The organism is Chryseobacterium indologenes (assembly GCF_018362995.1).
Taxonomy (GTDB): Bacteria; Bacteroidota; Bacteroidia; order Flavobacteriales; family Weeksellaceae; genus Chryseobacterium; species Chryseobacterium indologenes_G.
This window is the reverse complement of the sequence record NZ_CP074372.1, coordinates 2547817-2561927: the sequence shown is the minus strand read 5'-3', so window position 1 is coordinate 2561927 and position 14111 is coordinate 2547817. Positions and strand designations below refer to the sequence as shown.

The 14111-nt window shown below is 37.2% G+C and carries 10 protein-coding genes; 4 read left to right on the top strand and 6 right to left on the bottom strand.

Annotated features, from left to right (window positions below; genetic code table 11):
- Positions 1–15: 15 nt before the first annotated feature.
- Positions 16–873, bottom strand: a complete 858-nt coding sequence (locus tag DYR29_RS11540) for a YicC family protein (protein WP_081983652.1) — start codon at positions 871–873, stop codon at positions 16–18.
- A gap of 301 nt (positions 874–1174) precedes the next feature.
- On the opposite strand from DYR29_RS11540, the gene miaA reads away from it, so the two are divergent.
- Complete coding sequence (miaA, locus tag DYR29_RS11535) at positions 1175–2095, top strand: tRNA (adenosine(37)-N6)-dimethylallyltransferase MiaA (RefSeq protein WP_213276978.1); 921 nt, start codon at positions 1175–1177, stop codon at positions 2093–2095.
- 202 nt (positions 2096–2297) lie between these two features.
- Here the strand turns inward: miaA and DYR29_RS11530 are convergent, their stop codons facing one another.
- The 4 genes from DYR29_RS11530 to DYR29_RS11515 all read right to left on the bottom strand — a co-directional run bounded on the left by DYR29_RS11530 (position 2298) and on the right by DYR29_RS11515 (position 9225).
- Entirely contained in the window at positions 2298–3710 is a 1413-nt protein-coding gene (locus tag DYR29_RS11530) for an efflux transporter outer membrane subunit (protein WP_213276977.1), read from the bottom strand.
- 167 nt (positions 3711–3877) lie between these two features.
- On the bottom strand, positions 3878–7060 hold the full coding sequence (locus DYR29_RS11525; RefSeq protein ID WP_047425858.1) for an efflux RND transporter permease subunit: 3183 nt from the start codon (positions 7058–7060) through the stop codon (positions 3878–3880).
- A 40-nt stretch (positions 7061–7100) separates the two neighbouring features.
- On the bottom strand, positions 7101–8261 hold the full coding sequence (locus tag DYR29_RS11520; RefSeq protein WP_213276976.1) for an efflux RND transporter periplasmic adaptor subunit: 1161 nt from the start codon (positions 8259–8261) through the stop codon (positions 7101–7103).
- 367 nt (positions 8262–8628) lie between these two features.
- On the bottom strand, positions 8629–9225 hold the full coding sequence (locus tag DYR29_RS11515) for a TetR/AcrR family transcriptional regulator (protein WP_034694942.1): 597 nt from the start codon (positions 9223–9225) through the stop codon (positions 8629–8631).
- 311 nt (positions 9226–9536) lie between these two features.
- On the opposite strand from DYR29_RS11515, the gene DYR29_RS11510 reads away from it, so the two are divergent.
- Positions 9537–10091 carry a thioredoxin family protein gene (locus DYR29_RS11510; RefSeq protein ID WP_047425862.1) on the top strand — a complete coding sequence of 185 codons (555 nt, stop codon included), beginning with the start codon at positions 9537–9539 and terminating at the stop codon, positions 10089–10091.
- A 274-nt stretch (positions 10092–10365) separates the two neighbouring features.
- On the opposite strand, the gene DYR29_RS11505 is transcribed toward DYR29_RS11510, so the two are convergent.
- Positions 10366–11271 (bottom strand): AraC family transcriptional regulator, encoded by a 906-nt coding sequence (locus DYR29_RS11505; protein ID WP_213276975.1) that lies wholly within the window; start codon positions 11269–11271, stop codon positions 10366–10368.
- A gap of 123 nt (positions 11272–11394) precedes the next feature.
- Here DYR29_RS11505 and DYR29_RS11500 point away from each other — a divergent pair, with 123 nt between their 5' ends.
- Entirely contained in the window at positions 11395–12624 is a 1230-nt protein-coding gene (locus DYR29_RS11500; protein WP_213276974.1) for an MFS transporter, read from the top strand.
- Positions 12625–12626: 2 nt separating this feature from the next.
- The gene (locus tag DYR29_RS11495) at positions 12627–14108 is read left to right on the top strand and encodes a trehalase family glycosidase (protein WP_213276972.1); all 1482 of its coding nucleotides are present in this window, start codon (positions 12627–12629) and stop codon (positions 14106–14108) included.
- Positions 14109–14111: the final 3 nt, after the last annotated feature.

Genomic DNA, 14111 nt, shown 5'->3' with positions numbered 1-14111 from the left:
AACCCGTACCTATCATTACAATACGTTTAACGTCTGTTCTTTAATTTTTTCCAGGTCATCCTTCATCATTACTACCAGTTTCTGGATTTCTGCATGATTGGCTTTAGATCCTAATGTATTGATCTCTCTTCCGATTTCCTGGGAAATAAAGCCCAGTTTTTTTCCGTTGAAAGATTCATTGTCCATTACTTCTTTGTAATATTTCAGGTGCTGGGTAAGCCTTACCTTTTCTTCAGAGATATCAAGCTTCTCCGTGAAATAGGCCATTTCCTGGTAGAAACGCGTTTCATCAACATTTTCAAATTCTTTCAAAGATTTCTGATAACGCTCTTTCACGCTTACAATTCTTTCTTCCTCAAAAGGAATTACTTCTCCAAGATATTTGTCAATATTCTGGATATTCCTGTTTAATTCTTCATGTAGAATGCTGCCTTCGGTTCTTCTGAATTCTTCAAATCTGTCTACGGCATTATTGACAATTTTTGCCAGTGATTCCCATTCACCTTCTGTAAGCTCATCAGGTCTTGATGAGATGGCATCAGGAAGTCTTACCGCCATTTTAAGGTATTCGAAATCGGGACCGTCAGAAGCTATGTTTTTAAGCTCATTGATGTAAGATTCAATTAAATTTTTATTAATTTTTACATCATTGGACTCTTCAAGGTTCTCAATATTAACGTAGCAGTCTACTTTTCCACGGATAATTCTATCGTTAAGAATTTTTCTGATTTCAAATTCTTTTTCTTTATAACGTAAAGGAATTTTAATATTCAAATCAAAGCTCTTGCTGTTCAATGATTTAATATCTATTGTAATTTTTTTTCCTTCAAAAACATCTTCGGCTCTACCGAATCCGGTCATTGATAAAATCATAGTTTTTTATTGTTCTACAAAGATAAACATTTAAGTGTATAATATAATACCATGAAACTTCAACGTAAAGTTTATATTATTCTGTTTTTAAATTTATTTTGAACCATTAAGACCATTTAAGCTGTTAAGTTTAATTAAGAAAAAAATCTCATAGATTTTGATAAGCGTTATGCTAAATAGCGAAGCTCATCTTAATAATCTCAACTTCTTCATTAAAAACTTAATGGTTCAAAATGAACAGCAGCTTTATTTGTATTTAAAAATAAAAAATCAAATGAGCGCATTTTCGTAAATTAGCGCTGTGAAAAAGAAAAATTTGATTTCTGTAGTAGGACCCACCGGAATTGGTAAAACGAGACTGGCAATTGATTTGGCTCAACATTTCAATACGGAGATTATTTCCTGTGATTCCCGACAGTTTTTTAAAGAAATGAAAATCGGAACTGCTGCACCTTCTGAAGAGGAACTTGCCGGGGCACCTCATCATTTTATCGGAAATCTTTCAGTTGAAGAATATTATTCTATCGGCCAGTACGAAGAAGATGCGCTTCAAAAACTCAATGAACTTTTTGCAACTCATGACACTGTTATTCTTGTTGGCGGAAGTATGATGTATGAAAAAGCAGTGATAGAAGGTCTGCATGATCTACCCGAAGCCAATACTGAAAATCAGGAAAAACTTCAGGCCATCATGGAGCAGGAGGGGATAGAAAAACTTCAGGAAATTTTACAGGAACTCGATCCCGAATATTTCAGTGTGGTGGATATTCACAATCACAGAAGACTTTTGCGTGCTATAGATGTGATCTGGCAAACGGATACAAAATATTCTGAACTGATTGCTGTTTCTCAGGATTCCAGAGATTTTAATGTGATCAGAATCGGAATAGAAGCGCCAAGAGAAGAACTGTATGACAGAATCAACCGAAGAGTGGATATGATGATGGAAAATGGCTTGCTGGATGAGGTGAAGGGTCTTGAACAATTCAAAGATCTGACGGCTTTGAATACGGTAGGATATGCGGAACTTTTCAAATATTTTGACGGAGAGTGGGATCTTGATTTCGCGGTTTCGGAAATTAAAAAGAATAGCCGCAGATATGCGAAACGCCAGCTGACGTGGTATAGGAAAGCGGATGATATTCACTATTTGCAGTTGGGATATTCTGAAAAGGATTTTGAAAATCTGCTTCAATGGATTGCGGAGGAGTTTGAAAAGTAGAAACTTTTACATTATTAAACGACTTTATAAGCTTTGAAAATATAGATTCCTACGGAATGACAAACTGGGCGCTTAGTTTATCTATACACTATGTCATTCCGTAGGAATCTAAGTTTAAATTCATATTGTAATGAACAGAAACAATACAAAAAAATGCGGCTCTGAAAAGAACCGCATCTTAAAACAAATATAATTTAATTTACTACTTCCAACCGCCGCCTAGCGCTCTGTATAGATCTACAATGCTGCTTAATCTCTGTCTTTTAATGGAAGCCAGATTCAACTCTGCCTGTAGGGAATTCCCTTGTGCTGTAATCACTTCCAGGTAATTGGCTGAACCTCCTTTGTAAAGAAGCTGTGCGCTTTTAATTCCATCTTTCAGGGTAGTTGCCTGCTCGGTAGCTTTTTGTTCCTGAGCTTTTAAGTTTTCATTAGATACCAAAGCATCTGAAACTTCACCTACAGCATTTAATACCGACTGACGGAATGCCAGAACATTTTTCTCTCTTTGAATTTTAGCTACTTCAAGATCTGTTTTCAACTGTCTTTTCTGGAAAATAGGCTGGGTAAGTCCTCCCAGAACAGACCCGAATAATGAAGCGGGAATCTGAAACCAGTTATCAAACTTGAATGAGTTTACTCCTCCATTCGCAGTAATTTTCAATGACGGATACATATTGGCCTGAGCAATTCCTACGATAGCGTTTGATTCCAGTAAAACAAGTTCCTGCTGACGAACGTCCGGTCTTCTGCTTACCATAGCTGCAGGAAGTCCTGCAGTAATGTTCTGAGGTAATGAAGTATCAGACATTTCAATTGTTCTGTTTACCTTATTAGGCAGTTCTCCCACCAAAATACTCAATGCATTTTCCTGAATGGCAATATTCTGTTCCAGCTGAGTAATCAGAAGTTCTGTTGCCTGTTTCTGTGCTGAGGCCTGCTGTACTCCTAAAGAGGTGTTATCGCCACTTTCCCACATTTTTTGTGTGATCATCAGGGTATTGCTGCTGAGCTCCAGATTAGATTTTGCAATAGCTAATTGTCTGTCAAGCATCAACAGGTTATAATATCCCTGTGCAATAGCTGCTACTACCTGGGTCTGAACGGCTTTTGACCCTTCATAAGTCTGCAGATACTGCATTCTTGAAACTTCCTGCTGGTTTTTAATTTTTCCCCAGATGTCAGCTTCCCATGAAAGGTTGAAGGCTGCATTATAATCTTCAACATGGCTTGATCCTAAAAATAAATTTAAGCTTTGCCCGTTCATGCTGTTTTTGGAAGGCCTTGAGATTTGCCCGCTTACTCCGAAACCAACATCCGGATATTGCATATATTTTGCCTGTTTCAGTTTTTCCTGTGAAGCAGCAACCTGCTTTAGGGCAATCTGAAGGTCATAATTATTTTTGATTCCTTTTTCAATCAATCCCTGTAAAATAGGATCGCTGAAGAACTGCTTCCACTCCAGATTCGCTATGCTGGCAGTATCGGCAGTTGCAGTATACTGAAACTTTTCCGGAAGTGGCAGTTCAGGCTCCGTGTATGCCAGTTTGGACACACATGATACAGAGCCTATAGCCAGCGCAAAAGTTAGAATAATATTTTTTACTCGTTTCATAGTTTTTAAACTTTTAATTGAATACAAAACTTAGAGAGGTTTTTATTGATGCAAAAATTGTCTTTAGTAGGAGAAAATAGCTGATTTTTTTAACCATTAAGAACAGCAGGAGAATAGTTAATCCTTTGTCTTAAAATTTTCTCTAAGTTTTTGTTATTCATTTTTTATTAATGAGCTGAAGCTAAAAGTTCTTCCTCCATTTGTTTTTTCTTCAGTCTTTTCTGTTTTCTGCTTGGCATTTTTTCATGCAGGTACTGGAAGATTACATACATTACCGGAATAATAAATATCCCGAATATTACTCCTGTAAGCATTCCTCCTACGGTACTGTATCCAATAGAGTGGTTACCTTTTGAAGAGGCACCCTGCGTCCATACCAGTGGAAGCATCCCCACGATGAAGGCAAAAGAGGTCATTAAGATCGGTCTTAAACGTAATCTTGATGCCTGAAGTGCAGACTCAATCAAAGTTTTCCCTGCTTTTCTTCTCTGTACGGCAAACTCTACAATAAGGATGGCATTTTTCGCCAATAGCCCGACAAGCATAATCAATCCTACCTGAACGTAAATGTTATTATCGATTCCGGCTAACCCTGTGAAGGCAAATACTCCGAAAATCCCTGTTGGAATCGTAAGAATAATAGCAAAAGGAAGGATATAACTTTCATACTGAGCTGCCAGTAGGAAATACACAAACAGAATACTTAAGAAGAAAATGAATGCAGTCTGTCCGCTTGTTTTGATTTCCTCACGGGTAATCCCTGTCCATTCATATCCATATCCTCTTGGAAGTGATTGCTGAGCCACTTCTTCTACCGCTTTGATGGCATCTCCGGTACTGTATCCTGGTTTTGGTGTTCCATTGATTGTTACTGCGTTGAAAAGGTTATTTCTTGTTACCGTTTCAGGTCCGAAAGATCTTTTTAACGTTACTAATGTTTTCGCAGGAACCATTTCTCCTGATTTATTTTTAACATAAATTCCTTCCAGAGAGTTAACGTCAGTACGGTAAGGAATATCTGCCTGTGCCATTACTCTGTAATACTTTCCGAATCTGTTGAAATCCGATACAAAGCTACTTCCGAAATAAATCTGCATCGTCTGCATCAATTCCGTAACGGAAACTCCCAGCTGGTTGGCTTTGTCAGTATCTACATCAATAGTGTACTGTGGATTTCCTGCTGCATAAGTAGTGAATGCGAAAGCAATTTCCGGACGTTTCATCAATTCACCAATGAACTGCTGAGTGGTTGTTCCCAATTGTTCAAAAGAACCGTTCGTTTTATCCTGAAGCATGAATTCAAATCCGGAAACGTTACCGAAACCTTGTACAGTAGGGAAGTTGAAGAAGAAAGCATTCGCGTCTTTCACCTGGCTTACCTTTCCTGTTAAAGTTCCTGCAATTAGATCAGGATCTTTCATTTCACCACGTTTGTCATAATCTTTAAGCTTAATGAAACCTGCAGAATATGGAGAAGCATTGGCATTACTGATAAAGTTCATTCCGTCTGCTACCCAAAGGTGATTGGTGGCTTTCTCACTGTTGATGATTTTATCAATTTGTGCAGTCGCTCTGTGTGTTCTTTCCAATGAACTTCCAGGAGGAGTATTCACTGCATACAATACGAATCCCTGGTCTTCAGTAGGAATAAATCCTGACGGTGCTTTTTTGATCAGAAAGACACTTGCTGCTGTAATAAGAACAAGACCTCCTATAGCCACCCATTTATTTTTAATTAAAAACTTAAGGCTGTAGATATATTTTCTGGTCATGCTGTTGAAGCTTGCATTAAATGCATTGAAAAATCTTGCTCCAAAACCTGTTTTATGACCGTGTTCCCCATGTTCTCCCTGAGGATCATTTAAGAACATTGCACATAATGCCGGACTTAATGTCAAAGCATTCACTGCTGAGATTAAAATCGCAATAGCTAATGTAAAGGCAAACTGTCTGTAGAAAACCCCTGCAGGTCCCTGCATGAAACCAACCGGAATAAACACGGCACACATTACCAATGTAATGGAAATGATGGCTCCTGAGATTTCACTCATCGAGTTCATTGTAGCATGTTCCACAGGCATTCCTGTCTGTTCCATTTTGGAATGGACAGCTTCTACCACTACAATGGCATCATCCACTACAATACCGATGGCCAGAACCAATGCAAACAACGTAAGCATGTTGATACTAAAGCCAAATAGCTGAAGGAAGAAGAATGTTCCGATGATCGCAACCGGTACTGCAATAGCAGGAATTAATGTAGATCTGAAATCCTGAAGGAAAATATACACTACAATAAATACCAGAATGAAGGCAATAACTAAAGTTTCCACAACCTGATGGATTGATGCATCCAGGAAGTCTTTAGAGTTATACATGATAATCGGCTTTACTCCTTTTGGAAGAGTAGTTTCCATTACTTTTACTTGACTTTCAATTTCAGTCAGGATTTCATTTGCATTGGAACCCGCAGTCTGTAAGATAGCGAATCCGGCAACCGGTTTCCCGTCAACTCTGTTGGTTGCAGTATAAGTATAAGAACCGAATTCTACTCTTGCTACATCTTTCAATCGTAAGAAAGAACCGTCACTATTGGCTTTAATAGCAATGTTTTCGTAGTCTTCATTCTTATTCAGTTTTCCTTTATATTTAAGGATATACTCATAAGTTTCCTTACTTCCTTGTCCCAAACGGCCTGGAGCTGCTTCAAGGTTGTGGTCTTTAATGGCTCCCAGCACTTCTTGAGGAGAAAGGTTGTTAGCCGCAAGTCTGTCTGGTTTCAGCCAGATTCTCATGGAGTAATCCCTCGTTCCGAATACCTGAGCCTGTGCTACTCCCGGAATACGCTGAATCTGCGGAATAACATTAATCTTCAGGTAATTTTGAAGGAATAATTCGTCATATTGTTTTTCATTTTCACTGGTTAAACCCATGAACATGATCATACTGTTCTGTACTTTCTGTGTTGAAATACCGGCCTGTACTACCTCCTGAGGTAATTGGCTCATCGCTTTCGATACACGGTTTTGTACGTTTACAGCTGCATTATCAGCGTCAGCACCTTGTTTGAAGAACACACTCAGTGTCATTGTACCGTCGTTACTGGAGTTTGAGGTCATATAGGTCATGTTCTCAACTCCGTTCACGGCTTCCTCAATCGGGGTGGCAACCGAACGTGCTACAACCTCCGCGTTGGCTCCAGGATAGAATGCAGTTACCTGTACACTCGGTGGAGCGATGTCCGGAAAGAGGGCAATCGGTAAATTAAAGAGAGACAGGGCTCCCAATAATAAGAGTATTATGGAGATGACCGTTGAAAGGACCGGTCTTTCTATAAATTGTTTTAACATAAGAAGTTTATTTTTTTAAGTCTTCTGTATTGAGGATGGACTATAATGGTTTTGCTTTTAGCAAGCTGTCAGAAGAAATATTTTTCGGATTGATGGAAGCTCCGTCTTTTAGGTTTCCAATTCCTGTGTAAACTATTTTTTCTCCTGGTGCAAGTCCTTCAGAAATAAAATAATAGCTATCCGTTTTCCCTGATATTTTGATCGGTCTTCCGGTTACCTTTTTGTCTTTACCCATTACATATACATAGGTTTTATCCTGAATTTCGAAAGTAGATTCCTGTGGGATAACTACAGCATTTGAGATCAGTTGAGGCATACGCACTCTTCCTGTGTTTCCGGTTCTTAAAGCCCCGTTGGCATTAGGGAAAACGGCACGTACACTGATGGCTCCGGTAGTTTTATCAAACTGTCCGTCTACGATGCTCAGTTTACCTTTTTCAGGATAAGTACTGTTGTCAGCGATCACCAATTCTACCATTGGCATATTTTTCAGCTTTTCTTCCAAAGTAGCGCCGGGATATTTATTTTGGAAAGCGATAAAGTCCAGTTCACTCAAAGAGAAATAAGCATAAATTTCACTGATATCAGATAATAAGGTCAATGGATTTACATCTGTTCTTGAGATCAGACTTCCTTTTTTGTAAGGAATTCTTCCGATATAACCACTTACTGGAGCGGTAATGGTTGTAAATCCTACGTTGATTCTTGCGCTTCCTACAGAAGCTTTGGCTTGTGAGGCAGCGGCAACAGCAGCTTCATAATTGGCTTTTGCTGTTTTTAACTGCACATCAGAAACTACTTTTGCAGCAACCAATGGCTGAAGTCTGTCTACTTCTACTCTTGCTTTTTGGATATTGGCATTAGCAACCTGTAGATTAGCTTGTGCCATATTCATTTGTTCTCCATAGCTTCTGGAGTCTATTTTAAATAATGGCTGTCCGGCTCTTACGTAAGATCCTTCCTCTACATAGATTCTATCAAGATAGCCATCTACCTGAGATCTTATTTCAACATTGTTTTTCCCTTCTAAGGCAGTAGGGAATTCCTGATATGTAGTAGCGGGTGATGTAAGAACGGTATAAACCGGAAGTTCTGGAGCTGGCGGCGCGGAATTGGATCCTTCTGCAGCCTTGGTACAGCTCTGTAAAAGAATTATACTTGCAATAAGTACAATAAACCTTGTTTTTCCAGGTATTTTCATTGTGGTTTAATTTTTTTAATGAAGTGTTAGATTTAAGTAAAAGAGTCTTTTTAATAAATGCTGTTTTTTTTCCTAACAGTGTTAATAGTTAGTTCAAAAAAAATTACAGAATTTTTAATGTCCGATAAAGTCGATTGTTTCCATAATTGAAAATTGTTTTTAATGTATTTAAGTGTATAATGATGGTGTAAGGTGTGTTAATTTTACTAACAGTGTTAATTGATAAGCAAAAAATGATTACTTTTAACAACTGAATGATATGAATTGCTCCATAAATGATTTCATTTTTAATCAGGAAAAACGGAATAATTTAAATTAATTCGGTGTTAAATTTCCTAACGGTGTTAATTTTAAATTCAAAAAAAATTTACAAAGACTTAATAAAAGCCGAAACAGTTTCGTCCAATGTCGTCTTGTTCATTGTGGAAGGGATATCAGCAGTACGCATCATCATAATAGAGATCATTCCGTGAACGGCAGAAAACAGAGCGTGAGACATATGACAGGCATTGTCCGGATTGGATCCGTTTTTCTTGATAATCTCATAGGTACATTCATAGATCAGTTCCTGGAATGATGAGAATTCTTTTTTCATCTGCCCTTTTCCACAGCATTGCATTCCAAGACCAAACATAAGCTGGTAATATTCCTTGTTTTTAAAAGCAAAGTTCCAGTAGGCATCCACAATAGCAACAAGCTGCTCTTCCGGAGTGTCATGTTTCTGCTGAGCTTTTAATAATTCTATGTGTAACTTATGAAAGCCATCTAAAGAAATTTCAAATAGAATAGCTTCTTTATTTTCAAAATAATCATATACTACGGGTGCACTATACTCAATAGCATCAGCTATCTTACGCATAGACAATGAACCCCAGCCTTCAGTTTTAGCCAAAGTAAAAGCAGCCTGCAAAATATTTGCACGGATGGATTCTTTTTCTCGTTGACGGCGTTCATGTAGACCCATGATATTTATTTACTAACAGCGTTAGCAAAACTACAAACTTTTTAATATAACTTCCAAAGGATATTATGAGTTTTATGGGTTTGCTGATTATTTACAGTAAATTAATCAATGGCTGGAAGTAGGAAGAATGGGAGCTGGAAGTTATTTCAGAGGTCAATAATCTAATAATAGAATTTGGCTATAACTATTTTTGAGGCTTAAAAATCTTCCCTTCTCCAGCTTCCTTACCCTACAAAAATAAAAATGTCTGTTTCAGACCCTGCTCAATTAATAAAAGAAATATCTATCTTTGCCGGTAAAGAAAAAAGGATATGAATACTCCATCAAATATGCTGGCATTAGGAACAAAGGCTCCGTTTTTTGAACTTCCTAACCCGTCAAAAACGAATGAACTTCAGTCTTTAGAGGAACTGAAAGGAGAAAATGGTACTTTGGTGATCTTTATGTGCAACCACTGTCCGTTTGTTCTTCATGTGATTGATAAGATCAACGAATTATATGAAGATTATAACGAGCGGGGAATAGAATTCATCGCTATCAACTCTAATGATATTGAGAAATATCCGGCAGATTCTCCTGAGAAAATGATAGAATTTCAGATTGAAAGAAATTTTGATTTCCCTTATTTATTTGATGAAAGCCAGGCAGTAGCTAAAGCTTACGATGCAGCTTGTACTCCGGATTTTTATTTCTTTGATGATAAGCTGGATCTTGTGTACAGAGGTCAGATGGATGATTCAAGACCGGGAAACAATAAAGATGTTACAGGTGAAGATCTTATTATTGCTTTTGAAAATCTTTTGGCTGGTGAAGCTCAGGAAGAAATTCAGAGACCAAGCATGGGGTGCAATATTAAATGGAAATAATTGCTGGTTGCTGGTTATTTAGCTACTAGTTTTTACTCATTATAATAATATAGAGCTGCTCTTTTTAGAGTGGCTTTTTTGTTGATCGTAACATAGCTCACTTATTATCCACACAGTTTGTCACTCCGTAGGAGTCTCGGCACAACTGATCTTTTTATTGTAAGTACTGCAACATTTTTATAAGTAAGTCTGGATTCTTACGGAATGACAACTACGAAAGCATTGTCTATTCATTCACTTGTCACTCCGTAGGAGTCTCAGCGTAGTTTTTTTATTAAAAGCTGGCCTTGGTTTTAGTCTCATTCTCAACTTTCAAATCTACATTAACGTTACTGTGAGAATAATTCCTGATAAACTCAGAAGGCGTCTTCCCGGTATATTTTTTAAACATCCTGTTAAAATATGTTACATTATTAAAACCGCATTGGTAGCTGCATTCCGAAATAGATCTGTCCTGTGCCATCAGTAGACATGCTTTATTGATTCTGTATCTATTGACAAACTCTGTAAACGTAATCTGAGTCGCTTTTTTAAAGAAATTACAGAAAGCCGGTAAAGTGAGATTGGCCAGTTTTGCTACTTCTTCAATTTCGATTTCCTTGTCATAATGATGTTCTACATAGGTGAAGATATTTTCCAGACGGGTTTTATTTTTTGAAATAATGGTGTAAGGCATGATCTCTTTATTCAGAAGATCATAATCTTCACATTTTGAAAGCTCGAAAAGAATTTCAAGCAATAATAAATACCTTTTGTAGCCCTCAGATTCTAACATAAGCTTCAGTTTAGGAAGCATCACTTTTTTTACTTTATGATGAAAATGAATTCCATATTTTGAAAGTTCCAGCAGATTTTTGATAGATCTGGCTTCCACTTCCTGCTGGGGAAACTGAAGAATCTCTTCCTTGAACTGAAGCACAATTTCTTCATGCGGATCAATGGAGTTTAATCCAAATCCGGAATGAGGAATATTAGACCCGATTAATACCAGATCACCATTTGTATAATTACTTTTATGATAGCCAACGTGGCGCGTTCCGTTCCCGGAAATGACACATACCAGCTCAATTTCGGGATGATAATGATATTCCCATTTGAATTCTGAAATAGGGGAGTTGTTATGAATCGTGCGGAATGAGCTCTTTTCATTAGGGATTACCCTTTCAAAAGTAACTTTCATTTAATTAATCATATTTAATTACTAAAAATACTAATTATATTAATATAGTTCAAATATTGATTTACTGTGTTAAATTATCGTTAACACAAATGCTTCTATCTTAGCCGACAAGAAATAACCTGAATGAAAAATATTAACATCAAGGCCGTTTTATTTTTAAATTATTTTGTCTTTGCCATTCTTCTGAATTCTGTAGGTACAGTGATCCTGCAGGTACAGCAGAATTTTGGAATTTCAAAATCTTCGGCCAGTGTTTTGGAAGGATTCAAAGATCTTCCCATTGCAATATGTTCATTCATTCTGGCTTCATTTCTTCCCAAAATCGGAATCAAAAAATCAATGTTGATTGCTTTATTGCTGGTAAGCTGTATGTGTTTTGTAATGCCGTTTACCAATACCTTTTGGGTTTTTAAATTATTATTTGCCACAGTAGGAGTTTCCTTTGCTTTAATTAAAATTTCAGTTTTTACTTCTATCGGGCTGGTAACGGAAACAGACAAGGAACATTCCAGCTTTATGGGATTTCTTGAAGGTTTTTTCATGATTGGAGTTCTGGCAGGAAATGTATTGTTCAGTTTATATATTGATGATCATAATCCGGAATCTACGCGATGGCTGAATGTATATTGGGTTTTGGGCGGGCTTTCCACTTTATCTTTTTTATTCCTGTTCTTTTCAAAATTAAATGAGCAGGAAGCAAAAAGTGAGAAAACAGATTTATTGGGAGATTTAAGAAATAGTGTAAGCTTATTCAGCTATAAAAAAGTGTTGTTCTTTTTATTATGTGCTTTCCTTTTTGTACTGGTAGAGCAGAGCTTTCAAACATGGACGCCTACTTTTTATAAGGAAATTTTAAAAGTGCCTACTTCAATGAGTATCCAGGCGGGAGCTGTTTTAGCAGGAGCTTTTGCTTTAGGAAGATTTTTGTCGGGATTTTTCTCTAAAAAATTCAACTGGATCTATGTAGTTTCTTTTTGTGTGATAGGTTTTGCTATCAGCTTACTGTTGGTTTTACCATTGACCCATAACATTCATATTGATACGAATACAAGCTGGCTGAATGCGCCTTTGGTTGTGTATTTATTTCCCTTGATGGGAGGCTTGCTGGCACCAATTTATCCAAGTATTAATTCTGTGATTCTGGCATCAATCCCGAAATATTTACACAGTGCGATGTCAGGTTTAATTGTCGTTTTCTCAGCAATCGGGGGAACTATCGGTTCTATTATTACCGGTTTTGTGTTTCAGGAGTTCAGTGGTCAGCAGGCATTTTATCTTTCTCTGATTCCGCTCTCATTACTGATCACTTCGGCAGTTTTCATGAATAAATTAAAAATTAATCCTAAAAAATAACAATGAGTAATCAGCTTTACATAAACGAAATTCAAAGTCTGTTTGATGAAGTACAGAGATCTGAAATTTTTGAAGATCAGAAAATGATGACGGATGCAGTTCCTCTTTTCCCTATTGCAAAGATTAATGAAGATTATAAACAATCAAAAAATACAGAGGGTTTTGATCTGAAAGATTTTGTGATGACCCATTTTGACTTTTTAGGGGCCAGAGTTTCGGTGCAGAGAGAAGATCACCTTCCTATCAAAGAACATATTGAAAAATTATGGGACGAATTAACCCGTACAGCTTATGAAGAAAAAGGAACTCTTTTAAAATTACCGAAACCTTATATTGTTCCGGGAGGCCGTTTTAACGAGTTTTTCTATTGGGACAGCTATTTTATTATGCTGGGATTAAAAGCTTCCGGCAGAATAGAAATGATGGAAAATATTATTGAAAACTGTTCTTACCTGATTCAAAACGTAGGATTTGTCCCGAATGCTAGCAGAACTCATTTTCTGAGCAGATCACAGCCACCTTATTTTTCATTAATGCTGGATCTTCTTTTTGAAACAACGCATGATGAAGAAATTTATACAAAATACCATGATACTCTTGAAAAAGAATATGCTTTCTGGATGAATGGTGAAGAATGGCTGGAAAACAATTCAAGTGTAAAAAGAGTTGTTAAAACAGCAGATGGAGATATTCTGAACCGTTATTACGACTCAGAAAATACACCACGTCCCGAAAGTTATCTGATCGATATTGAAGATCATGAAAAAACTTCGGGAGAGGAATTTTACAGAAATATAAGAAGTGCCTGTGAATCAGGCTGGGATTTTTCCAGCAGATGGTTTGCAGACGGAGAAAATATACAGACTATAGAAACGCTGAATCTCGCACAGGTTGATCTGAACTGCCTTTTATGGCATTTGGAAATGACTTTGGCAAAATCTTCAGCGCTTCAGAATCTGAGTGAAAAAGAAAATTATTTTTCAGAAAGAGCAGCAAGCAGAAGACAGATGATCAATACTTATTTCTGGGATAGAAATACTAACAATTATAAAGATTATCACACTAAAAAAAACACAAAAACACCGTCTGAACATATTGCTGCTCTTTACCCTTTATTCCTAGAAATTGCAGATCAGGAACAGGCGGACGTTGTTGCCAAAGCGATTGCTGAAAAATTTCTTTACAAAGGCGGGTTGGTTACCACCACTAAAAATTCAGGCCAGCAATGGGATCTTCCTAATGCATGGGCTCCTTATCAGTGGCTGGGCTTTAAAGCAATGAAAAATTACGGCTTTGATGAACTGGCCGAGAAAATAAAAAATAACTGGTGTTCCAATGTAGAAAGAGTCTACAAGAATACCGGAAAACTAATGGAAAAATACAATGCATTAGACACAGAAACAATAGCAGGCGGCGGGGAATACCCTAATCAGGATGGATTTGGTTGGACGAATGGAGTGTATTTACAATTACAACAAAACTGAAAC

Excerpts from the sequence above, each read along its gene's own strand:
- DYR29_RS11540 (WP_081983652.1), bottom strand. The coding sequence starts at position 873 with ATGATTTTATCAATGACCGGATTCGGTAGAGCCGAAGATGTTTTTGAA.
- DYR29_RS11530 (WP_213276977.1), bottom strand. The coding sequence starts at position 3,710 with ATGAAACGAGTAAAAAATATTATTCTAACTTTTGCGCTGGCTATAGGC.
- DYR29_RS11525 (WP_047425858.1), bottom strand. The coding sequence starts at position 7,060 with ATGTTAAAACAATTTATAGAAAGACCGGTCCTTTCAACGGTCATCTCC.
- DYR29_RS11520 (WP_213276976.1), bottom strand. The coding sequence starts at position 8,261 with ATGAAAATACCTGGAAAAACAAGGTTTATTGTACTTATTGCAAGTATA.
- DYR29_RS11515 (WP_034694942.1), bottom strand. The coding sequence starts at position 9,225 with ATGGGTCTACATGAACGCCGTCAACGAGAAAAAGAATCCATCCGTGCA.
- DYR29_RS11510 (WP_047425862.1), top strand. The coding sequence starts at position 9,537 with ATGAATACTCCATCAAATATGCTGGCATTAGGAACAAAGGCTCCGTTT.
- DYR29_RS11505 (WP_213276975.1), bottom strand. The coding sequence starts at position 11,271 with ATGAAAGTTACTTTTGAAAGGGTAATCCCTAATGAAAAGAGCTCATTC.
- DYR29_RS11500 (WP_213276974.1), top strand. The coding sequence starts at position 11,395 with ATGAAAAATATTAACATCAAGGCCGTTTTATTTTTAAATTATTTTGTC.
- DYR29_RS11495 (WP_213276972.1), top strand. The coding sequence starts at position 12,627 with ATGAGTAATCAGCTTTACATAAACGAAATTCAAAGTCTGTTTGATGAA.